23 protein-coding genes are annotated in these 25,601 nt (G+C 71.0%); 8 read left to right on the top strand and 15 right to left on the bottom strand.

Annotated features, from left to right (window positions below; genetic code table 11):
* Positions 1 to 67 precede the first annotated feature (67 nt).
* Complete coding sequence (locus AB0H56_RS12135; RefSeq protein ID WP_357161017.1) at positions 68 to 673, top strand: QsdR family transcriptional regulator; 606 nt, start codon at positions 68 to 70, stop codon at positions 671 to 673.
* A gap of 17 nt (positions 674 to 690) precedes the next feature.
* A complete protein-coding gene (locus tag AB0H56_RS12140; protein ID WP_357161020.1) occupies positions 691 to 1,836 on the top strand; it encodes an acyl-CoA dehydrogenase family protein in 1,146 nt (381 codons plus the stop codon).
* 52 nt (positions 1,837 to 1,888) lie between these two features.
* Here AB0H56_RS12140 and AB0H56_RS12145 read toward each other — a convergent pair whose 3' ends face one another.
* From AB0H56_RS12145 to AB0H56_RS12180, 8 genes are all read right to left on the bottom strand, one after another.
* The gene (locus AB0H56_RS12145) at positions 1,889 to 3,109 is read right to left on the bottom strand and encodes a cytochrome P450 (protein ID WP_357161023.1); all 1,221 of its coding nucleotides are present in this window, start codon (positions 3,107 to 3,109) and stop codon (positions 1,889 to 1,891) included.
* The gene (locus AB0H56_RS12150; RefSeq protein ID WP_357161026.1) at positions 3,106 to 4,359 is read right to left on the bottom strand and encodes a cytochrome P450; all 1,254 of its coding nucleotides are present in this window, start codon (positions 4,357 to 4,359) and stop codon (positions 3,106 to 3,108) included. The genes AB0H56_RS12145 and AB0H56_RS12150 overlap by 4 nt, the downstream gene beginning before the upstream one ends.
* Positions 4,359 to 4,907 (bottom strand): ATP/GTP-binding protein, encoded by a 549-nt coding sequence (locus tag AB0H56_RS12155; RefSeq protein WP_357161272.1) that lies wholly within the window; start codon positions 4,905 to 4,907, stop codon positions 4,359 to 4,361. The genes AB0H56_RS12150 and AB0H56_RS12155 overlap by 1 nt, the downstream gene beginning before the upstream one ends.
* Positions 4,908 to 4,950: 43 nt before the next feature.
* Entirely contained in the window at positions 4,951 to 5,295 is a 345-nt protein-coding gene (locus tag AB0H56_RS12160; RefSeq protein ID WP_110036274.1) for a DUF742 domain-containing protein, read from the bottom strand.
* The gene (locus AB0H56_RS12165) at positions 5,292 to 5,702 is read right to left on the bottom strand and encodes a roadblock/LC7 domain-containing protein (protein ID WP_357161030.1); all 411 of its coding nucleotides are present in this window, start codon (positions 5,700 to 5,702) and stop codon (positions 5,292 to 5,294) included. The genes AB0H56_RS12160 and AB0H56_RS12165 overlap by 4 nt, the downstream gene beginning before the upstream one ends.
* Positions 5,699 to 7,090 (bottom strand): ATP-binding protein, encoded by a 1,392-nt coding sequence (locus tag AB0H56_RS12170; protein ID WP_357161032.1) that lies wholly within the window; start codon positions 7,088 to 7,090, stop codon positions 5,699 to 5,701. The genes AB0H56_RS12165 and AB0H56_RS12170 overlap by 4 nt, the downstream gene beginning before the upstream one ends.
* Positions 7,091 to 7,263: 173 nt before the next feature.
* A complete protein-coding gene (locus AB0H56_RS12175) occupies positions 7,264 to 8,499 on the bottom strand; it encodes an SGNH/GDSL hydrolase family protein (protein ID WP_357161035.1) in 1,236 nt (411 codons plus the stop codon).
* Complete coding sequence (locus tag AB0H56_RS12180; protein WP_357161038.1) at positions 8,496 to 9,494, bottom strand: saccharopine dehydrogenase NADP-binding domain-containing protein; 999 nt, start codon at positions 9,492 to 9,494, stop codon at positions 8,496 to 8,498. Before AB0H56_RS12180 ends, AB0H56_RS12175 begins: the two co-directional genes overlap by 4 nt.
* A 116-nt stretch (positions 9,495 to 9,610) precedes the next feature.
* Here AB0H56_RS12180 and AB0H56_RS12185 point away from each other — a divergent pair, with 116 nt between their 5' ends.
* The gene (locus AB0H56_RS12185; protein ID WP_357161041.1) at positions 9,611 to 10,525 is read left to right on the top strand and encodes an AraC family transcriptional regulator; all 915 of its coding nucleotides are present in this window, start codon (positions 9,611 to 9,613) and stop codon (positions 10,523 to 10,525) included.
* Positions 10,526 to 10,528: 3 nt separating this feature from the next.
* Here AB0H56_RS12185 and AB0H56_RS12190 read toward each other — a convergent pair whose 3' ends face one another.
* On the bottom strand, positions 10,529 to 10,936 hold the full coding sequence (locus AB0H56_RS12190; RefSeq protein WP_357161045.1) for a RidA family protein: 408 nt from the start codon (positions 10,934 to 10,936) through the stop codon (positions 10,529 to 10,531).
* A gap of 63 nt (positions 10,937 to 10,999) precedes the next feature.
* Here AB0H56_RS12190 and AB0H56_RS12195 point away from each other — a divergent pair, with 63 nt between their 5' ends.
* On the top strand, positions 11,000 to 11,608 hold the full coding sequence (locus AB0H56_RS12195) for a WHG domain-containing protein (protein ID WP_357161048.1): 609 nt from the start codon (positions 11,000 to 11,002) through the stop codon (positions 11,606 to 11,608).
* Here AB0H56_RS12195 and bla read toward each other — a convergent pair.
* The gene (bla, locus tag AB0H56_RS12200) at positions 11,601 to 12,512 is read right to left on the bottom strand and encodes a class A beta-lactamase (protein WP_357161051.1); all 912 of its coding nucleotides are present in this window, start codon (positions 12,510 to 12,512) and stop codon (positions 11,601 to 11,603) included. The genes AB0H56_RS12195 and bla overlap by 8 nt on opposite strands.
* 157 nt (positions 12,513 to 12,669) lie before the next feature.
* Here bla and AB0H56_RS12205 point away from each other — a divergent pair, with 157 nt between their 5' ends.
* The 3 genes from AB0H56_RS12205 (at position 12,670) to AB0H56_RS12215 (ending at position 18,509) form a co-directional block, all read left to right on the top strand.
* A complete protein-coding gene (locus tag AB0H56_RS12205; RefSeq protein ID WP_357161275.1) occupies positions 12,670 to 13,545 on the top strand; it encodes a LysR family transcriptional regulator in 876 nt (291 codons plus the stop codon).
* On the top strand, positions 13,542 to 14,432 hold the full coding sequence (locus tag AB0H56_RS12210; RefSeq protein ID WP_357161054.1) for a serine hydrolase: 891 nt from the start codon (positions 13,542 to 13,544) through the stop codon (positions 14,430 to 14,432). The genes AB0H56_RS12205 and AB0H56_RS12210 overlap by 4 nt, the downstream gene beginning before the upstream one ends.
* A gap of 63 nt (positions 14,433 to 14,495) precedes the next feature.
* Positions 14,496 to 18,509: an arabinosyltransferase domain-containing protein gene (locus AB0H56_RS12215; RefSeq protein WP_357161057.1), complete on the top strand. Its 4,014-nt coding sequence runs from the start codon at positions 14,496 to 14,498 to the stop codon at positions 18,507 to 18,509.
* Positions 18,510 to 18,724: 215 nt separating this feature from the next.
* Here AB0H56_RS12215 and AB0H56_RS12220 read toward each other — a convergent pair whose 3' ends face one another.
* Entirely contained in the window at positions 18,725 to 19,864 is a 1,140-nt protein-coding gene (locus AB0H56_RS12220) for an alpha/beta hydrolase family protein (RefSeq protein WP_357161060.1), read from the bottom strand.
* 168 nt (positions 19,865 to 20,032) lie between these two features.
* Positions 20,033 to 21,664: a serine/threonine-protein kinase gene (locus tag AB0H56_RS12225; protein ID WP_357161063.1), complete on the bottom strand. Its 1,632-nt coding sequence runs from the start codon at positions 21,662 to 21,664 to the stop codon at positions 20,033 to 20,035.
* Positions 21,665 to 21,869: 205 nt separating this feature from the next.
* On the opposite strand from AB0H56_RS12225, the gene AB0H56_RS12230 reads away from it, so the two are divergent.
* Positions 21,870 to 23,039: a metallophosphoesterase gene (locus AB0H56_RS12230; RefSeq protein WP_357161066.1), complete on the top strand. Its 1,170-nt coding sequence runs from the start codon at positions 21,870 to 21,872 to the stop codon at positions 23,037 to 23,039.
* Here the strand turns inward: AB0H56_RS12230 and AB0H56_RS12235 are convergent.
* The 3 genes from AB0H56_RS12235 to AB0H56_RS12245 form a co-directional block, all read right to left on the bottom strand.
* Entirely contained in the window at positions 23,017 to 24,054 is a 1,038-nt protein-coding gene (locus AB0H56_RS12235) for a hypothetical protein (RefSeq protein ID WP_357161068.1), read from the bottom strand. The genes AB0H56_RS12230 and AB0H56_RS12235 overlap by 23 nt on opposite strands.
* Before the next feature lie 25 nt (positions 24,055 to 24,079).
* Positions 24,080 to 24,781 (bottom strand): LppP/LprE family lipoprotein, encoded by a 702-nt coding sequence (locus AB0H56_RS12240; RefSeq protein ID WP_357161071.1) that lies wholly within the window; start codon positions 24,779 to 24,781, stop codon positions 24,080 to 24,082.
* 225 nt (positions 24,782 to 25,006) lie between these two features.
* On the bottom strand, positions 25,007 to 25,477 hold the full coding sequence (locus AB0H56_RS12245; protein ID WP_357161074.1) for a hypothetical protein: 471 nt from the start codon (positions 25,475 to 25,477) through the stop codon (positions 25,007 to 25,009).
* Positions 25,478 to 25,601 lie beyond the last annotated feature (124 nt).

Raw genomic sequence — 25,601 nt, forward strand, 5'->3', positions numbered from 1 at the left:
CCATGCGACATATTGACAGATGTTGCACACCCCATACACTGAGGGAAATGTTGCACCGGGAGGTGACGTGACCGAACAGACCGCGCTGGGCAAACGCCTCGACGACCTCGCCGCGCGTCCCGACGCCATCACCGCCTTCAAGGCCGCCCGCTCGGGGTTCCTGGCGGGCCGTAGGCTCGAGATGAAGGAACTCGCCGACGAGCTCGGCGTGAACCGCGCGACGCTGTTCCGCTGGGTCGGCGGCCGCGACGAACTCCTGGCCGAGGTGATCTGGTCGGTCGCCGAGCCCACGTTGCGGCGCGCCGTCGCCGCGAACACCGGCCATGGCGCGCGCCGGATCGCCGGTGTCCTCGGCGATTTCGCGCTGGCGGTCAACACCTCCGATGCCTTCCGCCAGTTCCTGCGCCGCGAACCCGAACGCGCGCTGCGGCTGCTCACCACCCAGGCGGGCTCGGTGCAGCGCCGTTTCGTCGCGTTCATCGCCGAGCTGCTCACCACCGAGATCGCCGCGGGCACTGTCGATCCCCCGCTGCCGGTGCCGGAGGCGGCCCTGTTGCTGGCCCGGATCACCGAGACCTTCATCTACGCCGATGTGATCAGCGGCGAGGAACCCGACGCGGCCAAGGTCGTCCAGGCGTCGCTGGTTCTGCTGGGCGAACGGCCCGAACAGTAGGAACCGAAAGGAAACCCATGCAGCGCACCATCTACTCCGAGGACCACGAGGCCTTCCGCGCCTCGGTCGCCGAATTCGTCAAGCGCTCGATCGAGCCGAACGCCGAGCGGTTCGCCGAGGAGCGGGCCATCGACCGCGAGACCTGGCTGGCGGCAGGCGAACTCGGCTACCTCGGGCTCGGCGTGCCGGAGGAGTTCGGCGGCAGCGACGCGGGCGACTACCGGTTCGCCGCGGTGCTCGGCGAGGAACTGGCCAAGGCGAGCGCGGCGCTGTCGTCCTCGTTCGGCATCCACTACGACGTGTGCGCGCCCTACCTGGTGGAGCTGACCACCGACGAGCAGAAGCGGCGCTGGCTGCCCAAGTTCTGCACGGGCGAGATCGTCACCGCGATCGGCATGACCGAGCCCTCGGGTGGCTCGGACCTGGCCGCGCTCAAGACCACCGCGGTCCGCGACGGCGACGACTGGATCGTGAACGGCTCGAAGACGTTCATCACCAACGGTTTCAACGCCGACCTGGTGATCGTCGCCGCCCGCACCAGCCCGGAGAAGAAGGCCAAGGGCATCACCCTGTTCGCGGTCGAGAACGGCATGGACGGCTTCACCCGCGGGCGCAAGCTCGACAAGGTCGGTCAGCCCGAATCCGACACCGCCGAACTGTTCTTCGACAATGTCCGCGTCCCGGACGCCAACCGGATCGGTGAGGTCGACCGCGGCTTCATCGCCATGATGGAGCGCCTGCCGCAGGAGCGCATCGGCGCCGCGATCTCCAACACCGCCCACGCCGCGGCGATCCTGGAGGAGACCCTGGCCTACGCCAAGGAGCGCAAGGCCTTCGGCCAGCAGATCGGCAGCTTCCAGTACAACAAGTTCCTCTTCGCCGAGCTCGTCACGAAACTCGAAGTGACGCAGGCGTTCGTCGATCAGGGCATCGCGGCGCACGCCGAGGGCAAGCTGTCCGCGGTCGACGCGGCCAAGGCCAAGTGGTGGTCGGCGCAGGTGCAGAACGAGGTGCTCGACGCCTGCGTGCAGCTGCACGGCGGCTACGGCTACATGCGCGAATACCGGGTGGCGCGGGCGTGGATGGACGCCAGGGTCACCAAGATCTGGGCCGGCTCGAACGAGATCATGAAGGAACTCATCGGGCGCGATCTCGGGTTGTAGGCATAGGTGCGTCGCGCCCGGCGAAAGACCACCGGGCGCGACGCGACGCCGGTCAGTTCAGGATGATCGGCAGCGCGGCCAGATCGTTCTGCGTCAGCACCGGCAGATTGCCGAGCTCGCTGTCGGGCACGGCCAGCCGCAGGTTCGGGAAGCGGGCGAACAGCGCGGGCAGCGCGATCGCGGCCTCCAGTCGCGACAGGGCGGCGCCGGGGCAGATGTGCGGACCGTAGCCGAAGGCCAGGTGGCGGTTGGCGGTCGCGCGGGTCACGTCGAAGTCGTCGGCGGTCTCGCCGTGCACGGCGGTGTCGCGGCCGATGGCGCGGTAGGACATCACCACGCCGTCACCCTTGGCGATCACGGTGTCGCCGACGGTGATGTCCTCGGTGGCGAAGCGCATCAGCAGATGCGAGACCGGGCCGTCCCAGCGCAGCGACTCCTCGATCACCTGCTTCCATTCCACGTCGCCGGCAAGCACTTTCGCCAGCTGCTCGGGTTCGTTGAGCAGGGCGCGCACGGTGTTGACGATGAGGCTGACGGTGGTCTCGTGCCCGGCGGCGACGAGGGCCTTGATGTTGCCGATCGCCTCCTCCTCGGTGAGCGGCTCGCCGCCCTCGTCGGCGACGATGAACGCCGAGGTGAGGTCGTCACCGGGGTTCGCGATCTTCTGGCGGACCTGCTCGGTGAAGTACACGTCGAGCTCGCCGATCACCCGCAGGCGCTCGTCCTGCGGAGTCATCACCGAGAAGAACTTCTTGTACCAGTCGAGCAGCTGGGCGTGATCCGCGCGGGCGACGCCCATCAGGTCGCCGACCACCCGCATCGGCAGCGGGTAGGCGAAGACCTCCTTGAGGTCCACCGGCGTCCCGTCGGCGCCCGCGGCCGCGAGGTCGTCGAGCAGTTCGAGGGTGAGCTGTTCGATCACCGGGCGCAGTTCCTCGAGCCGGCGCGGGGCCAGGGCCTGCGCGGTCTTGAGCCGCAGCCTGCGGTGTTCGACGCCGTCGACGTTGAACATGGAGCGGTCCACGTCGACCATGCCGATCAGCGGCCACTGGTTGGTGACCACCCCGTCGGTCCACAGCTTCCAGGCGTGGATGTCCTTCACCAGGCGGGTGTCGGTGGTCAGCTGGCGGGCCACGGCGTGGTCGGTGACGGTCCAGGCGGTGACGCCGAGCAGGTCGATCTGGGTGATCGGGCCCTGGGCGCGGAGTCGGGCGGTCTCTCCGTCGAGGTCACCGACCATCGGGTCGATGGAGAAGGGGCATTGCGAACTCACGAAGAACCTCCGACGGGTCGAACAGGTGTGAAACGAACGGGCAGTGCGGTCATGCCCCGAAGGAAAGCCGAAGGTCGCCGGGTGAGCTGGTCGGCGGGTACGGCCAGGTCGACATCGGGGAGCCGGTCGAGCAGCACCTCGATCCCGGTCCTGGCGATGATCTCGGCGATCTGCTGCGCCGGGAACGGGCAGCGGTATTCGCCGTAGCTGAACGCGAAGTGGGCGTTGTTGCCGGTCGGCACCGTGTCGCCGTCGCTGAACGACTGCCGGATGTGCGGGTCGAGATTGGCGGCGGCCAGTCCGAGCAGCAGCATGTCGCCCGCCCGGATGGTCTGGTCGGCCAGGCGGGTGTCGCGCGCGGCCCACCGGCCCGCCAGGATCGAGGTCGGGCCCTCTTCCCAGAGAACCTCGCTCATGGCCTGCCCTACGCTGCGCCTGCCGCCGCCGAGCGCGGCCGCGAACCGGTCGTCGACGAGCATCAGCCGCATGGAGCTGCCGAGCCAGTCGGCGGTGGTGAGATGACCCGCGGCGGTGATCGCCATCAGGTCGTTCATGTACTCCTCGTCGGTGAACGGTTCCGGGTCGGCCAGCATCAGCGACACCAGATCGCCTGCGGGCCTTGCCTTCTTGGCCGCCACGAGGCGCGCCATGTGTTCGGCGAAGCGCATGTGGCCGGCCTGGGCGTCGGCGCCGCCGTCGGCGAGCTGCTTCATCGTCAGGGCGAGGTCGGCGGCCTCGCTGTCGGGCAGGCCGAGGATGCGGCCGAGCGCCAGCACCGGCAGCGGCTCGGCGAACTCGGCGACCAGGTCGGCGCTGCCGCGACCGCAGAACCGGTCGATCAGGCCGTCGGCGAGTTCCTCACAGGCACGGCGCAATTCGTAGTGATCGACGGCGTCGAGCGCGGGCTCCACCATGGCCAGGTGCCTGCGGTGTTCGGCGCCCGCGGTGAAGTAGATCGAGGGCATCGGCCTGCCGACCATCGGCAGCAGCGGCCAGTCCTCGGGCACCCGGCCCCACTGGTTCCACAGCGACACATCGCGCGGGAACAGCAGCGGATCGCTGGTCACCTGGTGCAGTTCGCGATAGCCGATGATCAGCCACGCCGGAAACCCGCCGGGCAGCTCCACCGCGACCACCGGGCCGTGGTCGCGACGCATCCTGCGGTAGACCTCGTGCGGCTCGATGTGGAACTCGGGACCGCTCAGCGGCACCGCGCCGGTGATCGGGCAGGCGCCGGTGGGTGTGCTCATCAGACGGTTTCCCCTTGCGGAACAGCGGAATACAGGTGTTCGACCAGCGCGATCAGCACCTGCTTGCTGGATTCGCGCGAGCGCGCGTCACACATCAGCAGCGGTACCGCGGGGTCGAGATCGAGTGCGTCGCGCACCACCTCGGGCGCGTGCGAGTCACCGAAGTCGTTGCAGGCCACCACGAACGGTGTGCCCTGGTGTTCGAGCCGGTCGATCGCGTACCACGAGTCGCTGATCCGGCGCTGGTCCACCAGCACGATGGCGCCCAGGGCACCGGTGAACAGGCGGTCCCACAGGAACCAGAACCGCTGCTGGCCGGGCGCGCCGAACAGGTACAGCACGTGCTCGTCGTCGAGGGTGATCCGGCCGAAGTCGAAAGCCACGGTGGTGGTGGACTTTCCGGGGACGGCGGTGGCGTCGTCGACACCTTCGGAGACGTCGGTCATGGTGGCCTCGGTGTCCAGCGGGCGGATCTCGCTCACCGAGCGCACCAGCGTCGTCTTGCCGACCCCGAATCCGCCGATGACCACGATCTTCAACCCGTGCATGGCCGTGCTGTGCAGCGGGGCCAGCGACCGCGTGGGCGCGGTCTCAGAGCTTGCGAAGTCCAACGAGCACCTTCTCGAGGGTGGAGGCATCCAGTGTCATCGCCGCGGACAGCGGCGGACGGATCGTGATCTTGCCCGCGTGCAGCAGGTCGGCCAGCAGCACGGTGGCGACGCCGACCGGCAGCCGCAGTTCGGCCGCCACCTCGACGACCGCCGTCGGCGCGCGGCACATCTCCAGGATCGCCACCTGCTCCGACGACATGCCCGCCGACGGCCCGGACTCGGTGACGATCAGGGTGACCAGGTCGAAATCCTCGGTGGCCGGGGCACGCCCGCCGGTGAGCGTGTAGAACCGGTCGGGATCGTCGTCGCGGCCGGGCCTGTTCAATTCGGCGCTCCGCGTCGGGGCTGGGCGGACATATGCTCGCCGAGCTGTTCGACCAGCTCGTGCATCGTGTGCCCGACCAGGCCCGCGTCGGCGTCCTCGGCGGCGACCACCGCCAGGTGCGCGCCGCGTCCCGCCTCGACCACGAACAGGATGCCGCCGTAGAACTCGGTCATCGACTGGCGCACGCCGCCACGCCCGTCACCGAACTCGACGGAGGCCCCGTGCGACAGGCTCTGGAATCCGGCGGCGATCGCGGCGAGCTGGTCGGCGCGATCGACGTCGAGTTCCGGTGTGTGGCAGATCTTCAGGCCGTCGCCGGAGAGCAGCAGGGCGTGCCGGGTCCGCGGGGTGCGGGCGAGCAGCTTTTCGAGCAGCCAGGCGAGGTTCGTCGAGGCGGTGGTGGTCATCGGTCCTCCATGTGGTCGGGAGCGGGGGCGGCCGCGCGGCCCGGTGCCGACCGCTGGAACGCGCCGAGGGCGGCCGGCTTGGCCGGTGAGGTGTCGGCGGCCTGCGTGCTCGCCAGGCCATCGGGATGGACTTTGGCCAGGGTGTCGCCCCTGCGTCGCTTGGGCAGCGCGGGTGAGGTGGACACCGTCGGCATGTCCGAGGTCCTGGCGTGTTGCGCACGCGGGGTCGGCGCGTCGAACTGGCTCAGCGAGTCGAACTGCTCCAGCGTGGTGAGCTGGGGTTCGGTGGGTCGCGGTGTCGGCGCCTGCACCTGGGTGGTCCCGCGGCTGCGGCGCTCGGCGCGGGCGGTGAGCTCGCGCGGGATCACCACGACGACGGCGGTGCCGCCGATCGCGGAGGGGCGGTAGGAGACGGTGAGCTCGTGCTTGCGGGCCAGGTGCCCGACGACCGCGAGGCCGAGCCGGGTGCCCGAGAGCGAGGTCAGGTCGGCGCCCTTGCCCTTGGGCTCGCGCCCACTCACCGCGGCCTCGGCGCGGCGCAGTGCCGATTCGCTCATCACCAGGCCGCTGTCCTCGATCGTGATCACCACGCCCGCGGGCACTTCGGCGGCGTAGACGTGCACCTCGGTGGTGGGCGGGGAGAAGTTGCAGGCGTTGTCGAGGAGCTCGGCCAGCGCGTGCATGACGCCCTCGGCGGCGTGCCCGGCGACGCCGACCTCGGCCACCGCACGCAACCGCACGCGCTGATAGCCGGCGACACGGCCCATCGCGCCGCGCAGAATCGATTCCATCGCGATCGGTTTCGCCCAGCGGCGCCCGGTCCGCGCCCCGCTGAGGACCGCGATGCTGTCGGCGAGCCTGCCGGTCTGGGCGGTGCGGTGGTCGATGTGCAGCAGGTCGGTGAGCACGCGCGGGTCGGCGTGGCGGTGTTCCATCTCGCGCAGTTCGGCCAGCATGCTGGTGGTCATGGCCTGGATGCGGCCCGCGGCGCCGGCGAAGGCGGCCAGCGCGGCGGCACCGCGGCGGCCGTTCTCCTGCGCTTCCCACGCGTAGTGGGTGGCGTGTTCCTCGGCCTGGGCGATCCGCTGACTCGCCTCGGCGATGGTGGCGGTCCGCTGTTCCTCGGCGCGGCGGGCGAGATCCTGCGCGGCCCTGGCCTTCGCGCGCTGCCGCACCGCGACGAAGATCGCGGGGCAGCCGACCAGGGCCAGCGTGAGCGCGGCGGCGAGTACCGGGATGCCGATGGCCGGTGGCGCGAAGAACGCGGTGACGCCCGCGATGGCGGCCACGGCCACGCCTGCGCCCAGCACCACGTAGCCCGTGGTCGCGCCGGTGGCTTCCGCACCTGTCGCCGCCTGCGCCATCGGCTCGACTTCCGCAGTACTCACAGGCCCCCAACCACCAATCGTCCAACCAAACACGCAGCACGGCAGCCCGTTTCGATATCGATGGGAGCATAACGAGCCCTCGCCACGCCTGCCACTCGAGCAGCGAGGGTTCATCATCTGTTCGTATGCGATTCGTTACCGAATCGGCATGAGCACCGAACGACGACCTGCGGTTATGCACAAAGCGTCTCGCCTGTCGCGATCGCCATAGCGCCATAACCGGAGTTATTGGGATGCAGGTGATCTCCGCTGTCGTAGGCCGGAGCCAGCCGCGCGCCGTCGGCCGGATCCGCCATGGCGCGAGCCAGATCGACCACGGCGTCGAACGCTCCCGCCGTGCGGATCCAGCTGTTCACCTCCTCGCGCACCCGGTCCTTGGCGGCCGAGTAGTAGGGCGATCCCGCGAACGGGAGCATGGTCGCACCGACTGCGCGGACCCCGACCGCATGCGCCTCATCGATCAGACGGCGGTACCCGGCGACGAGTTGTTCGGCCGAAACCTGCGGGGAGAGCACACCGTCCGGGCCGACCGTGTCGGCGAGCCCGATGTCGTTGATGCCGATCAGCACCACGACCGTGTCGACGCCGGGCTGCGCGAGGACATCGCGCCGGAAGCGGGTGAGCCCGCTCTCGCCGAGAACAGTCGAATCGGTGAGCAACCGGTTGCCGCTGATCCCCGCGTTGACGACCGCGCCGGTTCGGCCCGCCGCGGTGAGGTGGCGGGCGAGGTGGTCGGGGTAGCGCTGGTCGGCGTCGACGCCGGAACGGTAGCCGTCGGTGATCGAGTCACCGAACGCGACGACGACATCGCCGGCCCAATCGGTGTCGACCGCGTCGACGCCCGTCAAGTAGTACCAGGACTGAGAGGTCTCGGTGAAGGCCGCCGAGGACGGATCGGCGGTCCGGTCGCCCTGGGCGCGGTAGCTCGTGGCGGCGGCCTGGGCATGCTGGGTGGCAGGCCCGGTGAGCGCTGCGAAGTACAGCGTCACGGTGACGGCCTCTCCCGCGCTGACGGGCAGGTCCACGGCGTCGCTGGAAACCTCGGCGCCCGAAGCGATCTCGAACGCACCCGAACCGGCGAGTGTGAGGGGGCGCACCGAGTCCGCCACTACGGCCGCGCCCCCCGCGCTGCGTGCGAGGGTCACGCCCGCGACGGCGAGGGGCGCCGCTCCGTACCGATTGGAAAGCCGGATCCGGACCGCGGGGCCGCCTTCGGACAGCCGCACCACCTGCCGGACGGTCTGATCGGCGAACCCCGTCATCGACCAGTTCGGCATCGCCGCCGTGGCCGGATGCTGGGCGGCGGCCGCCCACGCCGCCGACCATTCCCGCGTCGCGGTGGTGTCACCGCAGGCGACCAGGGCGAGGGCGGCGAGCAGCACGGCGGCCGCACGAGCGAGTGTCTTCATCCCAGGGACCAGGACATGCCGAATCGGGCAAGGGTGTCGAGGAACTCGACCGGTTCGAACAGCTCGGCGGGTGCGTGCGCGCCCGGCGCACCCGCGCCGGCGGCGAGCCGGGTCGCGACCTCCACGGCCAGCTGGGCACTGTTGCGATAGGCGTCGGGTCCGCTGCCGATGCCGCGCAGGAGCTGTCCGTCGTGGCGGATGTCGACGACCATCGAGTAGGCGGCGGGCGCCGACGGTGTTTCCGGTGCGGCGGCCAGGTCGGCCTCGGTGATGGTGCCGATGACCTCGAAGATCGACTCGGCGAGCACGCCTTCCACCGAGGCCGCGCTCGTGTGCCGCGGAATCGTCACCACGGAGGGCTGCGGAAACTTGCGCACGGCAATGGGTTCGGTGGTGCCGGGCAGCAGGAATTCAGCACGCCGGGGTGCCGGGCCGGCCTGGAATCGACCGTCGGAGAAGGACAGTCCGCCGCCGGCGAAGACGTCCAGGTTGCGCAGCACGGTGCGCATGCTGCCGCGCGACCCCTCCCCGCCGGGCAGCGCCACATGACTGAGGACGATCTCGTCGGCGCCGCCGAGCCGCGCCGCGCCGACGTGGGCGAGCAGGTCGCCGAAGACGCCAGCCTCGGTGGTCGCGGTGGCGAGGGTGACGCCAGCGGCCTCGGCGAGCGGGCCGTAGTCGTCGAACACCGTGCGCACGAAGAGCTGTTCGCCCGCGACGTCCACATAGTGGGCGCCCGCCGCGATCGCGGCGCGCAGTACTCCTTCGCCGGTGCCGGTGTAGTCGGGCAGCGTGCTGATCACGGCGTCGACATCGCGGAAGGCGGTGACGAGGGCGGCGTGATCGTCTGCGGCCGCCACCCTGACCTCCGTGTCGAATCCGGCCAGGCGGACTGCGTCGCGGCCGACCACGACCGTGTCGATACCGCGCTCGCGCAGTTCCCGCACCGCGAATGTCCCGACGTGGCCGCTGGCTCCGTAGACGGCGATCTTCATGTCCCACTCCTTGTTCGTCCTGCTGATGAACTCAGCGTATGCAGAAGTGGAAAGACAGAAAATCATCCAGAATCTTGTCTGGATATCCAATCGTCTGCACCAGTATGGTTTCGGATATGGATCTGCTGAGTGACGTCTTGGCCACCGCGCGCACGGGAAGCCCGGCCTCCGGCCTGTTCGTGCGGCACGCGCCGTGGGGGCGGCGGTACCCGCGGATCGAGAGCGCCGGATTCCATGTGGTCCTGCAGGGCTCGTGCTGGTTGACGCGGCCGGGCGCGGAGCCGGTCGCGCTGGGCACCGGAGACGCGGTGTTCATGCCCCGCGGCGTCGCCCACGACCTGCTCGACCAGCTCGACAGCCGGATCACCGAAACCGCGGGCCCCGAGGACATCCGGCTCGTCGAAGGGCCCGGCGCGCCCGCGACCCTGCTGTGCGGGTCGTATCAGCTCGCCACCGACCGCACCCATCCCCTGCTGTCCGAACTGCCCGAGGTCGTGCACATTCCGGCCCGGCTCGGCACCCACCCCGCCCTGCGCGCCGCCGTCGACCTGCTCGCCGCGGAACTCACCGACACCCGCCCCGGCGCCGACGCCGCCGTTCCCCCGCTGCTCGACCTGCTCCTGCTCTATCTGCTGCGCGCGTGGCTCCTCGAGACCGACGCGACGACGGGGTGGGCCGCCGCCGTCGCCGACCCCGACATCTCCCGCGCGCTGCGCGCCGTCCACGACGAGCCCGCGCATCCGTGGACCGTCGAATCCCTCGGCGCCCGAGCGGGTCTCAGCCGAGCCGCCTTCGCGAAACGCTTCACCACGCTCGTCGGCGAACCTCCGCTCACCTACCTCACCCGCTGGCGGATGCTCACCGCGGCGCGCCTGCTCCACGACTCCGATCGGCCCCTGTCCGCAGTGGCCGAGCGCACCGGCTACAGCTCCGAATACGCCTTCAGCAAGGCGTTCAAACGTGAATTCGGCACGGCGCCTGGCCGATACCGCGCCGCCGGTGCCGACGTGCTGATAGCCGGAGCCCGCTGACGATCAGGGCAGGACGGCGGTCGCCTCGACCTCCACGAGCAGATCCGGCTCGCCCAATGCCGCGACGCCGAGCAGGGTGATCGGCTTGACCGGGTCGACACCGAGCCGCGCCGCCGCCCTGGCCACGCCCTCGCCGAGGAGGGGGAATTTGTCGGCGTTCCAGTCGACGACGTAGATGGTCAGCTTCGCGACGTCGTCGAAGGAACCGCCCACCGCGGCCAGTGCCGTCTCGACATTGAGGTACGCCTGCTCCACCTGCGCGGCGAAATCCCCGGCGCCGACCGGGTTTCCGTCGGCGTCACGGGCGACCTGCCCGGCCAGGAACACCAGGCGCGAACCGGTCGCCACCGCCATCTGCCGATACACCTCCGGCTTGGGGAGTCCGTCGGGATTGATCAGTTCCACAGCCATACGCCGCTCCCATCGTCGAGGTGCCTTCGGCAATAACATAACAGTGATATGTATTCTTGCGCCATGGCGAGGACGAAGAACCCCGCGGTGCGGTCGATGCTCATCGAGCGGGCGGCACTGCTGCTGCGCGAGCGCGAGCCGGTGACGCTGCGCGGGCTCGTCCGCGGCACCGAGGTGTCGACGATGGCGGTGTACACCTACTTCGACGGGATGGACGGTCTGTGGCGAGCGGTCCGGCAGGAGGGGTTCACCCGGTTGGCGGCGCGATTGGCCGAGGTTCCCGACACCGCCGACCCGGTGCGTGATCTGGCCGCGCTCGGCGCCGCCTACCTGGCCAACGCGATGGCCAACCCCGATCTCTACCGGGTGATGTTCGACGCGGGGTTCGACCTCGAGGACGCGCGAGCCGCCGACGCGACCTTGGAGCGGCTGGTGCGCGCCGCCGACGCGGCCAGGGCGGCGGGGCGGTTCCGGGACGACATCGATCCGCTGGAGCTGGCCACGCGGAGCTGGACCATCGGGCACGGGCTGGCCGGACTGGTCGCGACCGGCCCGTTGCCACCGACCGCGCTCGGCCACGGAATCCCGCTGCTCACAGCGCTGTTCGTGGCGGCGGGCGACGAGCCCCGGCAGTGCGCGCGGTCGGTGACGGCGGGCTGGCGGCTCAGTTGAGCGCGGACAGCGCCGCTGTCGTCGCCTCGGCGACGAGTTCGTTGGACGGCTCGGCGTGCTGGTCCGGCTTGGTGGTGAGGACCGCGAGGACGAGCGGGGCGCGGTTGAGTGGCCAGGCGATGGCGACGTCGAGGGCGGAGCCGTAGGCCGGTGTGCCCGTCTTGTCGCCGACGGTCCAGTCCGCGGGCAGGCCGGCCTTGATGCGCTTCGCGCCCGTCCGACTGGCCTTCAGCCAGGTGGCCAACTGGGCGCGCTCGGGTTCGCGCAGCGCGTCACCGAGGACGAGCGCGCGGTAGTCGGCGGCCAGCGCGGCGGCGGTGGTGGTGTCGCGCACGTCGCCGGGGATGGCGGTGTTGAGTTCGGTCTCCCAGCGGTCCAGCCGGGAGACGGGGTCGCCCAGGTTTCGCAGGAAGTCGGTGAAACCCGCTGGGCCACCGAGTAGTCGGAGCAGCATGTTGCCCGCGGTGTTGTCGGACTGGGTGATCGCGGCATCGCAGAGCGCGGTGACGGTCATGCCGGTGTCGACGTGTTTCTCCGTCTCCGGGGAGTTGGCGACGATGTCGGCGGCGGTGTAGTGGACGACCTGGTCGAAGTAGCCGGTGTCGAGGGGGTGCGCCTGGAGCAGGGCGCCGCACGCCAGGCCCTTGAACGTCGAGGCCATCGGGAACAGTTCGGCCTCGCGATAGCCGACGGTGCGGCCGCTGCCGGTGTCGATGACCATCAGGCCCAGGCGGGCACCGTATTTCGACTCCAGGTCGGCGAACGCGGGCGTGGCGGGCGCGGGCGTCGAGGTCTCGGGGGCAGTGGGCGGCGTCTCGCTCGAACAGGCGGTGAAGGCGACGGCGGACAGCGCCAGTGCCGCGGCGGCCAAGCGCCTGCGCAGGGGCATCACGGAGGAATTCACCGCTGCAGGACATCACCGACGGCGGCGGCCGGGCCAATACCCGGCCTCGGCGAGTCCGAGTCGGCATCGATATCAGCGCTGGTCGAGCGCGCATGAACCGCGGTTCGGTCGCTCGGTCCACGCTGATCGGGGATCTCGGCCGGTGCGCGCTGGTTCAATGACCGGCATGGATCTGCTGCGTCATCTCCGGTTCTTCGTCGCGGTCGCCGACGAGGGCCATTTCGGGCGCGCCGCCGCCGCGCTGCAGATGACGCAACCACCGCTGTCGCAGGGTCTGCGGCGGCTCGAGCAGGATCTGGGCCTCGAGCTGATCCACCGCACCAGCCAGGGCGCGCTGCTCACCGCCGCGGGCAAGGAGTTGCTGCCGCGGGCCCGCCTGCTCGTCGACGACGCCGACCGGCTGCGTGCCGAGGCCGAGCGCATCGCCCAGCGCAGTGGGACCGTGCGGTTCGCGGCCACCGCGGCCCTGCCCGACCGGCTGGTCACCGCGTGTGTCACCGCGTTGCGCGCGTCGGGCGCGACGGTGTCGACCACGCTCGGCTCGACTGTCGACGCCGTGGCGCAGGTGCGGGCGGGGGTGTGCGATGTGGCGGTCGTCGAGCATCCGGCGCTGGTCGACGGGGTCGAGGCGGGGCCGATCGTGAAGGTGCCGCGCTGGCTGGTGGTGCCCGCCGAGCATCGGACCACCACCACCGAACGGCCCACCTTCCCCATGTTGACCGGCCTGCACTTCGCGCATCCGGCGCGCGCGGCCAACCCGCCCGCCTTCGACACAGTGCGCGACCTGCTCCGGGAACGCGGGCTCGACGCGCCACCGCTGCCCGCCCCGGACGACCGTGCCGTGCTGGCCGCCGTCGCCGCGGGGACGAGTTTCGGCCTGACCACCACCCCGCCGACGCCGACGCCCGGCGTCGCCTGGCTGACCCTCGCGCCGCAGTCGGTCGCCTTGCGGGTCAGGATCATTCGCCGCCCCGACGCCGCCGGCCACGCGAGCGCGCTGGACCGGGTGCTGTACCGCGAGCGGCTGCGATGAGCTCGGCGCCCGATCGGATCCGGGCGGTCTTCGCCGACGCGGGCTGCACCGGCTGGCTGCACGCGCGCCGTTGCGACGACTCCGGCGACGAGGTGTGTGTCGGCGGGAGTGAACGCGTGGTCATCGCGTCGGTGTACAAGCTGCTGCTGTTCGTGGCGTTCTGCCGGGAGGTCGCCGGTGGCCGTGTCGACCCGCACGCGCGGATCACCGTCGACCCGGCCGAGTGCACCCCGGGGCCGACAGGGCTTGCCGCACTGCATGATCCGGTGACGCTCAGCCGCCGCGACCTCGCGACCTCCATGATGACGGTCTCCGACAACGCCGCCGCCGACGTCCTGCTCGGCGAGATCGGCCTGGCCGCGGTGATCGAGCTCGCGGTCGAGTCCGGCCTCATCGAGACCAGGGTGGTCGGCGGGACGGCCGATCAGCACCGCAGTCTGGTGCGCGACACCGACACCCACACCACCGCGGAGGCCTTCGCCGCGCTGGCCGACAACGACGAGGCGTGGACGATCTCGGCCTACGACCCCTCCTATGCCAGCGCCACCACTCCCGAGGAGATGACCCGCTTCCTCCGTCTGCTGTGGACCGGCCGTCTGCTGCCCGCCGAGCACACGGCATTCGCGCGCGCGGTGATGGGCAGGCAGATCTGGCCGCACCGGATCGCCGCCGCCTTCCCGCACCGTGACGTGCTTGTCGCGGGCAAGACCGGCACCATCGGCGTGATCCGCAACGAGGTGGCGGTGGTCGAGTTCCCTGGCGAAACCCCGGTCGCCGTGGCGGTTTTCACCCGTGCGGCCCGCGCCGATCCCACGCTGCCGGTGGTCGACGCGGCCATCGGGGAGGCCGCGCGGATCGCGGTCACCGAACTGCGCCGCCCGCGCTGACCGCCGCACCCGGTCCGGTATCGATACGCCCGAATCCGGCGAACGTGGCTAGCATCGGTGCTCGTGGGTGGAGATTCTTCCGGCTTCGGCCGGATGCGTGTGATCGGTCTGGTGGCGGGGGTCCTCGGGTTCGTGCTGGCGGTGGCTGCGCCGTTCCTGCCGGTCCGGCAGGAACGGGTGAGCCTGGATTGGCCGCAACCGCAGTCGCTGCAACTCAGCGCGCCGCTGGTGGACTACGTGCCGCTGTCACTCGAGCTGAGCGTGCCGTGCACCGCGCTGCGCGACATGACCGGTGGCACCGTGCTGTCAACGGTGCCACCGCAAGCGCCGCGCGCCGGGTCGAAGGGCCTGGTCGCCCGCATCGAGGACCGCCCCGACACCGGCCGCACCCTCGCGGTCGTCCTGCGGGACCGCCTGCTGCTGAGCGTTCCGGTCACCGATCTCGCCGGTGGTGCGGGGCCCGCCGCGACACCACCCGCCGGCCAATCCGGCGGACCCGCGAACGTGCCCGGCGGAGCGGCCCCGGCGGGAACGGCACCTCCCCCGGACGCGCCACCACCAGGCGCGACACCACCGAACAGCAGCGCGCCCACCGGCCCGGGCACGCCCGGTGGGTCGAACCCCGGCGGGTCCACTGGATCCGGGAATGCCGGTGGCGCAAGGGAAGACGTGGCCGCGGCCTGTGGGGCGTTGACGATCACGTCGACGGCGACCGGCACCACCGCCGAACTCACCGGGATGGCTCGGGACGACGGGACGCCGATGCGGACGACCGTCAATGCCGATGTGCGGCCACAGATGGTCGGCGTCTACACCGAACTGGACCGGGCGCGGATGGGCGACGCGCGGGTGCGCGCCGAGATCGATGCCCGGTTCTCGTCGAGCCCGAGCGGGTGGAAGCTCGCGGCGATGCTCGGTGCGGTGCTGTGCACCCTGATCGCCCTGATCTGCCTGCATCGCGGTGACATTCGCGACGGTCGACGTGCGCGGCGGGTGCTGCCCGCCCACTGGTGGCGGCCCACCGGCCTCGACGCGACCGTCGTGGGCACCCTCGTGGCGTGGCACGTGATCGGCGCGAACAGTTCCGACGACGGCTACATCCTCACCATGGCGCGGGCCTCGCGCGAGGCCGGGTACACGGCCAACTACTACCGGTGGTTCCAGGTCGCGGAGGCGCCGTTCGGCTGGCCGTACGAGGTGCTCGCACTGATGACGCGCGTCAGCGAGGCCGGTCTGTGGATGCGACTGCCCGCGTTGCTCGCGGGTCTGGTGTGCTGGCTGGTGCTCAGCCGGGAGGTGTTGCCGCGCTTGGGTTCCCGGGTGGCGGCGAGCACGCCGGCCCGCTGGACCGCGGCCCTGGTGTTCCTCTCGCTCTGGTTGCCCTACAACAACGGGTTGCGCCCGGAACCGCTCATCGCGGTCGGCGCGCTGCTCACCTGGTGTTCCATGGAGCGCGCCATCGCCACCCGGCGCCTGCTGCCCGCCGCCGTCGCCGTGCTGATCGCGGCGTTCTCGCTGGCCGCCGGTCCGACCGGATTGATCTGTCTCGCAGCCCTTCTCGCGGGGTCGCGGCCGGTGATCCGCACGATCGTCGCCCGGGCCGATGCCGGATCGGGACCGGCGTTGGTCCGCTACGCGGCGGTACTGGCGCCGATCGCCGCGGCGGGCACGGTGGTCCTGATCGTGGTCTTCGCCGACCAGACCTTCTCGACGGTGCTCGAGGCCACCCGGGTCCGGCAGCTCGTCGGCCCCGACATGTCCTGGTTCGAGGAACGCACCCGCTGGGATTCGCTGCTCTCGGTGAACCCCGACGGTTCGCTGACCCGCCGCTTCGGTGTCCTCGCCATGCTCCTGTGCCTGGTGGTCGGCGTCCTGACCGCCGTGCGCCACGGCGGTCGTATTCCCGCCACCGCGCGCGGCCCGGTCGCCCGCGTGCTGGCGGTCACCGTCATGGCCCTGCTGCTGATGATGTTCACCCCCACCAAGTGGACCCATCACTTCGGCGTCTACGCCGGGCTCGCCGCCGCCTTGGCCGCGGTGACCGCGATGGCGTTGAGCCGCACCGTGATCCGCGCGCGCACCGTTCGCACCCTCTTCGCCGCAGCGGTCCTGTTCCTGCTGGCCGTCAGCGCGACGGGGTCCAACGGCTACTGGTACGTCTCGGGGTACGGCGTCCCCTGGCCCGACCGCGCCCCCGCTCTCGGCGGCATAGAGGTCGCCACGCTGTTCCTCCTCGCCACCGGCCTGACGCTGCTGCTCGCTCTTTGGCAGTACCACCGAGCCGACGGCCCGACCCGCACCGATGCCGCGTCCACCGTGGTCGCCCACCATTCCTCGGCCTCGGCCGTCCCAGCCGAGACACCGGCTTCCGCCTCGGCCGGCAGTGCGCCCGGCCAGGTGACGCGCGAAGCGGGCGGTCGTGCGTCCCGGTGGGTCACGCTGCCGGTGGTGGCACCGCTGACCGCCGCCGCGGCAGCGATGGTGCTGTTCGAGGTGGGCTCGTTGGCCACCGCGGCGATCTCGCAGTACCCGGCCTATTCCGTCGGGCTGTCCAACGTGCGCACGCTGGCGGGTGATCGGTGCGCGATGGCCGACGACGTCCTCGTCGAAACCAACACAGCCGATTCCCTTCTCACGCCGTACACGGGCACAGTGGCCGACGGCCTCGCCGCGGCCAACACCGGCTTCACCCCCAACGGCGTGGGTAGCCTCGCCCCCGACCCCGGCCCCGGCCAATCCTCCGCTCCCCCCTCGGGTTCCGGTCCCGCCCCCGGCGGCTCGACCCCCGGCGGTCCGGGCGGGGCGCCTCCGAGCGGGCTAGGCGGCGGCAACTCGCCGACCGCACCGGGCGGTTCGAACCCCGGCGGTCCCGGAGCACCTCCCAGTGGGCAAGGTGGTCTAGGCCCGAGTGGCGGCTCCGCGAATGCTCCAGGGGCGGCGGCTCCGGGTGGGCCGAGTGGTACCGGCCCAGGGTCGGGCGGGGCTTCGTCACCAGGATCGGGTGGATCCGCTCCTGGTGGATCGGCCCCCGGTGGTCCGGCCGGCAGTCCTCAGGGCGGGTCTACGTCGACCCCCGGCGGCAGCACACCAGGCGGAACGGGTTCAGGCCCCGGTGGCCCGGCCGGCAGCACTCAGGGCGGGTCTACGTCGACCCCCGGCGGCAGCACACCGGGCGGAACGGCGTCGGCCCCCGGCGGCACACCGGGCGGAACGGCGTCGGCCCCCGGTGGCGCGCCGCAAGGTGTCTCCGGTGTCAACGGGAGCAGTGTCGCGCTCCCCTTCGGGCTGGTTCCGGAACGCACGCCAGTGCTCGGCAGCTACTCGACCGGCGCGCCACAGCGCAGCCAGTTGACGACGCAGTGGTATCGCCTGGATCTGGCTGCGGTGCAGCGGGATCCGGCTCACCGCGTCTTGGTGCTGACTGTGGCGGGGCGGATCGAGTCGACGGCGCCGGACGGTTCGACGATGCCGGGGCAGCGGTTGCGGGTGGAGTTCGCGCGCCGGGCCGACGACGGCACCGTCACGCCGCTGGGCGAGCTGGCGCCACCGTCGGTCGGCGGCGCACCAGGATGGCGGAATCTGCCGATCGGGTTGGACACCGTACCCGCGGGAACGACGGCAGTGCGGCTGGTCGCGGAGTCGGGCGAACCCGATCCGATGCGGTGGCTGGCCGTCACTCCCCCGCGTCTGCCGAAAATGTCGGCGCTGAACACGGTCGTCGGCACCACCGATCCCGTGCTCGCGGATTGGCATGTGGGACTGGCCTTCCCGTGCCAGCGGCCCTTCGACCACCGCAGCGGTGTCGCGGAGATGCCGCTGTGGCGGATCCAGCCCGACAAGCTCAACGCGCAGGTCTCCGAGACCTGGCAGGGCGAGACCGGCGGCGGCCCACTCGGCTGGACCGGCCTGCTCATGCAGTCGCGCACCATCCCCGCCTATCTCGCCGACGACTGGACCCGGGACTGGGGCGAACTCCAACGCCTCACCCGCCTGATCGCCGCCCCACCGGCGGAACTCACCGTCCGCACGGCGAGCACCTGGGGCTGGTCCGCCGAAAGCCCCATCAGGACAAGCTGATTCGCCAACCACGCCGCTGCCCCGCCGTCCACGGCTCGGCGGGCCAGCGGTGACGCTCGACCCGCCGGACCACCTACACCGCGGACCGCTCTGCCGAGATCCAGGCGCAGATGGCCGCGACCGGCAGGACCTGCCGCGAACTCCGAGGGACTCCACGCCCCCGGACAGCAGAAGACCGCCGCCCCGGATCAGAGCGGCGGTCTTCGGTGGGAGTCCTACTTCGCGGGCGGCTGACCACCGGCCGGCGGCTCACCCGGCGCGCCCGCCGGGGGCTCGCCGCCGCCGGGCGGGGTCGCGCCTGCGGGGAGCGGCTTGCCGATATTGCGGGCCATGTCCGGCATCAGGCGGATGGCGACCTGTTCCCAGGTGCCCCAGTTGTGGATACCGATGTCGGGAAAGTCGTAGCTGACATTGGTGTAACCCAGTGCGGTGAGGCGCTTTTCGAAGGAGCGGGTGTTGGCCAGCGCGATCGCCTCCAGCGGCATGCCCTGGGTGATCGCGTCCACCGAGGACAGGTCCTGGTCGGCGGGCTTGGCGCTGCCCGCGGAGATGTAGAGCCGGGTGTTGTTGGCGATCAGTTTCTCGGCGAACCCGTACGGGTCCATCCGCTTCCACTTCTCGCTCCCCGCCGGCGCCATCGCCTCGATGTTGTAGCCGCCACTGGCGATCATCGCCGCGCCGAGCGCCTCACGCATCCCCGGCATGGTCATGTGCAGGTAGCCCGACAGCGAACCGGCGTAGGTGAACTGTTCGGGATGGTAGGCCGCCATCATCAGCGCCGCGCCGCCACCGCTGGACAGTCCGACCACACCGTTGCGGGTCGCACTGAACCCGAGCCGCGACTGCAGCGCGTTCGGCAGGGTCTCGGTGATGAAGGTTTCCCACTGGTAGGTGTTGACCTTGCCCTGGGTGTCCTCCCAGCCGCCGATGGCCGACCCGGAATCGGCGCTCGGCAGCGCCGAGCCGTCCGGGTTGACGCCGTTGAAGCTGCTCGGCTGGTCCCAGTCGGCGTAGAAGCTGGACTGCCCGCCGACCGGCATCACCACGTTGATGTTGAACTTCGCGATCTTGGCGGGAATGTCGGTGTGCTTCTCCCAGCCGTTGAGATCGTTCTCGGCGCGTTCACCGTCGAGCAGGTAGACCACCCGGTCGGTGTTGCCGTCGGCCGCGCGCACGATGCGGGTGTTGATGGTGCCCATCGACGACTCGACGGAAAAGTCGATCGCGGACGGATCGGCGTCGGCAGTCGCCGGTGCCACCGACGCGCCCAGCGGCAACACCGCCGCGGCCACGGCCACCGCCACCCCGCGCCGGAGCCCGCGCGAGCCGTGTCGGCGCCGCAGCGCCCCTCCCATGGTTACGCCACGCATGATCGCTGTTCAGGCCTTTCCCGTTGTGCGGCAGTGCCGCTTCCCCACTCCACCCGGCCGCGGCACAGCCTGCGCGCGGGTCCTGCCGGGCAGCATAGCGCGCCCCGCGCGGCACGGACACCCTCGAAAACCGATGCGGGGCAGTTCGCTTGCTCAGCTCGCGGGTTCGACCTGGCTGACGCAGAATCCGTGCACACCGTCGTCGAGGGTCAGCACGACCTCGTGCGCGGCGCCGTCCGCACCGGTGACCGGCGCGTCGACCGTCGCGCTCAGCACCGAACGACGGGCGACACCGAGCGCCTTGTCCTCGAATCGGCGGATCCCCGACAGCGCGGAGCCGAGCCGGGCGCCCGCGCACACGAGCGGATAGTTCGGTTCCACGTCGGCCGGATTCACCGGATCGCCGACCACCCGGCTCAGGTACCGCTCGGCGGTGTAGCGGGCCTGTTCGTCGGAGAGCGCCCGCCCACCGGGAGCGGTGACGAACGGGCAGCCGTACTCGGACCGTAATTCACTGGGCGGCAAAGTGATCCGGATCGCGCCGCTCTCCCAGTAAGGGCCGGTCACCTCCGTCTTCCCCGGGCTGCGCAGCGCGTCGGCGATCCGGGTGGCATCGCCGTACATCGTGGGGATCTCGGCCGGTGGCTGGGTCCAGCACTTGCGGGTGAGCTCGGCCAGGTCGCCGTCGCGGACATCGGCAAACCAGGGACCGAGGACCGTCGCGGCGGTCGGGCTGCCGGGCACCGCACCGATCTGGGCGGCCGGAGCGGGGCTGCCGTCGCCCGCGGACCCGCGGTTGACCGCGGTCAGCACCCCGGCCGCGGTGACCCCGGCGACCGCGGCGGCGGCACCGGCGAGCAACAGGATCTTCCGTGTCCGTGACGAGCGCGGCGCCTCCGCCGGAGCGGGACGCGCCAGCACCGCGGTGTCCCCGCTGACGGTCCGGCCCGACAGCGCCGCCACCGCAGCGTCGGCCAGCTCCCCGCAGCTGGCGTACCGCTCGTCGGGGTTCTTGGCCATGGCACGCGCGATCACGGCGTCCAGCGCGACCGGCAGGACCGGGTTGCCGACCGAGGGCCGCGGCGGCGGTTCGAGCAGGTGCGCGCTGATCATCGCGCCCGGCGTCTCCCGCTGGAACGGGACGAACCCGGTGAGCAGCTCGTAGAGGGTGCCGCCCAGGGCGTAGACATCGGTGCGCTCGTCCAGCGGCGCGCCTTCGAGCTGTTCCGGCGCCGCGTAGGCGAGGGTGCCGAGCACCGACCCCGCCGAGGTGAGACTGGTGGTCTCACCCATGCTGCGGGCAATCCCGAAGTCGGTGACGAACACTTCGTCGGCGCCGTCGTCGCCGCGCGCGATCAGCAGGTTGGCCGGTTTGATGTCGCGGTGCAGCAGTCCCTGCCGGTGCGCGTAGTCCAGGCCCTTGGCCGCTTCGGCGACGATGCGCACCGCACGCGCCGGCGTGAGCACCGACAATCCCTGCCGCAGCAGGTGGGCGGCGTCGACACCGTCGATGAACTGCATCGCGATCCACAACCGGTCACCGTCGACGCCACGGTCGAAGATCTGCACGACATTGGGATGACGCAGGCGGGCGGCCAGATCGGCTTCCCGCTCGAACCGGGCCCGGAACGTCGGTTCCACCGCCAGCCGCGCGTCGAGCACCTTCAGCGCGTCCCGGCGCGGCAGCCGCGGATGCGCCGCGAGGTACACCGCGCCCATTCCCCCACCGCCGAGCCTGCGTTCGATGCGGTATCCCGCAAGGATCGCCCCTGGCTCGAACTCCATCGTCACTCCTTCGCACTCCCCGTGAGTGCCCTCAGGCTATCCGCCGCCGCGCGGCCCTGTCGCGACCCGGATTCCCCTGTGCCGGTTCACCTGCTCACGGCGGTGACCGGCGTCTCGTGGCAGCTCGCCGGCGCGGCGCTAGGCTGGATGATCTATTCCTGGCCGCGACCTCGGCGGGGCGGCCCCCTGCGCAGAACGGGACCCCGTGAGATTCGCTGTACGTCTGATCTTGATCCTGCTCGTTCCGGCGATCCTCGTCGCGCTGCCGTGGTGGACGCTGGTCGCGGCGCCGTCGGGCGGGACGGGCGCGCTGTTCTGGATCGGCTCCGCCGCGTGCCTGCTCGTCTATCTGTGCCTGCCCGCGGCGATGTACTTCGGGCACGGCCCCGCCCAGTCCGACCCGGCGGTGATCGTCGGTGACGTCTCGCTCGGGGTGCTCTGGGTGCTGTTCTCGTGGTCGGTGCTCGGCCTGTTCGCGCGCGGCGCGCTGGCCGTCGCGGGCGTCGACGGCGTCGTGGCCGCCAGGGCCGTGGCGATCGGGGTGTCGATCGTGTCGCTCGCGCTGCTGGCGTGGGGTGGGTACGAGGCGCGCCGGGTGCCCCGGGTCCGCACCGTCGACGTCGCGCTGCGCGGCCTGGCTCCCGGTCTCGACGGACTGCGCGTGGTCGTGGTCACCGACACCCACTTCGCGGCGCTGGACCGGCTGCGCTGGTCGGAGCGGGTCGTCGAGGTGGTCAATGCCCAGCGGCCCGATATCGCCTGCCACGCCGGTGATCTCGCCGACGGCTCGGTGGCGAAGCGTCGTGCCCAGGTCGACCCGCTCGCCCACGTCGAGGCCCCGCTCGGCCGCTTCTACATCACCGGCAACCACGAGTACTTCGGTGACGCGCAGGGCTGGATCGACCACATGGCCGGGCTCGGCTGGCAGCCGCTGCGCAACGAACACCGCGTCGTCGAGCGCGACGGCGATCGGCTGGTGATCGCGGGCATCGACGACCCGACCGGCACCGGCCTCCCCGGCCACGGACCCGACCTGCCCGCCGCGCTCGCCGGCGCCGACCCCGCGCTGCCGGTCGTCCTGCTGGCACACCAGCCCAAGCAGATCGTCGACAGCGCGGCGGCCGGTGTGGCCCTGCAGATCTCGGGGCACACCCACGGCGGCCAGATCTGGCCGTTCCACTATCTCGTGCGCCTCGACCAGCCGGTCGTCGCCGGTCTGAGCAGGCACGCGAACAACACCCAGCTCTACACCAGCCGCGGCACCGGCTTCTGGGGTCCCCCACTGCGGGTGTTCGCGCCGAGCGAGATCACCGTCCTCGTCTTGCACTCGGACCCCGCCCAGGGCCGCGGCCCTAGCAGCGTTCGTACCGGCTGACAAAGGGCTCGGACTCCGGGGTGACCTCGCGCCCCGGTTCGGGGCACCCGCCGCCGACGACGACGGCGAGATCGGGGCCGACGCGACTGATGATCTTGTAGTCGACCACGCCGCCGCGCTCGGACAGGTGGCGAAGATGCCTCTCGGCCAGTCGGGTCGTCTGTTCGGCGTCGAATTCCTCGCCGAGCGGGGGGAACACCGTGATCGCCAGCGTGCGGCCCGCGGTCGTCGGCGGGTCGAACACCGACACCTCGGCGACGAACGGAGCGGGTTGATCGGTCAGCAACCACTCCCACAGTTCGAGTTCGCCGTCGGTGGGAAAGCGCGGGCGACGGTCCATGTGGGTCACGCTCGGCGCCAGGGTCGAGTAGAGCTCGGACATGCTCTCCCCGTGCGTGGGCGACACCGTCCAGTTGTTGGCGGCCAGTTCCGGGAAGTCCCGGATGATGCGGCGCATCGCCGCCGTCGCGCGCTGGGGTTCGGCCTCGGATCCCGCTCGGACGCTGATGGATCCGGCCGGTCCGTCCGCGTCCGCGGTGGTCTTGACACCGCCGGACCAGTGGATCTCCGCACCGGTCTGGGCCGAGGACACCCGGGTCCAGTTAGCTGCCGCGTTCGCTTGCTCCGCCACGTTCCGCCCGAACGGCCAGCTCCCACGATAGGAGTCGGACACCCGGCGGATCGTGACGATGGTCGTGTCGCCTCGATAGTGCGGCGGCAGTTGCTGGGCAGCCATCACATGCAGGACCGACGCGGCGTCGGCCGGGGTGACGCCGTCCGCGAGCCGCACGTCGAGCAGGGAGGTGTAGTACGAATTGGGGCCGTACGGGTGGTATTCGAACGCGTGCGCGGCGCCGTCCACTCCTGGAAGGGCCTCGACGGCCGACTCGATCACCCGCGACCAGCTGTCCCGCTCGTCCTGGTCGGGCCCTTCCGCGAAGAGCGAGCAGCCGGTCAGCAGGACGGCCGCCGTCATCGACACGACGGCGGCCACGGTGAAACGCACGGCGTTCATCCTGCCAGCCGTCGCGGCGGGCAGACTAGCGCTGCGGCTGGGTCACTTCGCGCGGAAGTGGGCCGCTCATCACGACATTCGAGCCGTTCCAGGTGTAGTGGATGGCGACCGGGCCGCCCTGGGGCGTGGCGAAGGGCTCGTCACCGGCGAGCCACTTGTATTCCACGGTGACGACATTCGTGGTGTAGCCGACCACCGAGGTGAACGCGTACGGCTCGGAGGTGGCCGTGCCGAGCCACTGTCCGTCGTGGAAGAACAGCACATGGATCGGCGCGCCCGCGGAGTTGCCGCCGACCGCCTGTACCCAGAGCAGGTCGGCGCACTGGCCGGGGATGTCGTTCGAGCCGCGCTGGGCGTGCCAGCCGTCGCCCAGCCGGGCCAGCGCGTTCCGCACGCCGGTCGAGGTGATGTCGATGCACTTGCCCGGTCCGCTGATGTCGTCACCGGCCGGGGGCTGGGACACCTGCGTCGTGTCCGGCGTCGCTCCGCCGTTCTGCCCGCCCGAGGAACCCTGCCCACCGGTCGAACCCTGCCCACCGGACGAGTCCTGCCCGCCGGTCGCTCCCTGCCCACCCGTGGGCTGCGCACCACCGGTCGGGGCCGGAGTCGTGACAGCGGTTTTCGCCGAAGTCGGCGCCGAACCCGTCGAACCACCGTCACCGGTGCAACCCGCGACCGCCGCCGCGGCCGCGACGATCAGCGCGCTCATCCGCACTACGTTCTTCATGACGTCCTCGATTCCGTGTCGCCGCGCCCGTTCGCGCGTTCTGCTCACTCCATCGGGGCCCCACGAAGCCCTGTTAGGCCGTTTTCGACGATCCTCACCCTAGGGTGACAAACCATCACCCTCGCCCACGTATCAGCGAGATCTCTTGCACCCCTTGACATTACAACAAAACGGCCGAGGTCGCCCGCGACACGGGCGACCTCGGCCGAACAACGGCACGCTCGCTCAGAGAATGTCGGTGGTCCCCGAACAGTTGACCGGCGGGACCGGAACCAGGCCGGTGTTCACGATCGACAGGTCCAGGCGCACCGGGCCGGTGCCCGTGGGCACATCGGTGAAGTAGACGTTGCCGCCGGTGCCGAACATCGAGGAGATGTTCGTGTGCCCGGACAGCGAACCGGAGGCTCCGGTCGCCAGATTCGTCCAGGTGAGCGTGGGATGCGACTGGTAGCCCCAGATGCTGGCACCCGAATGCACGGTGAAGGTCGGCAGGCCCGATACGTCGCGGATATAGGAGACGATCACCTGGTTGCTGTACGGCACGTCGACGATATTGGGGCTGATCGCCATGCAGTTGATGCCCACCAGGCTGCTGGGCAGGGCGCTCGCCGTGCCCGCGCCCGCGACCATCGTCCCCGCCACCGCGGCCAGCGCGGCCGCCATCCCGGCGATCTTCGACTTGGTCAGTAGAGCCATTCGCGTTCCTTCCACTCGTGGTGAAATACCCACCTGCCGTATCGATCCGGCACCCTCGGATCGTTACTGAACACAAGCATCATCCGTCGCCATACCTAGATCTGCTAGGTTATGACCTAGAGGT

It is taken from the genome of Nocardia sp. NPDC050717, from assembly GCF_040654275.1.
Taxonomy (GTDB): Bacteria; Actinomycetota; Actinomycetes; order Mycobacteriales; family Mycobacteriaceae; genus Nocardia.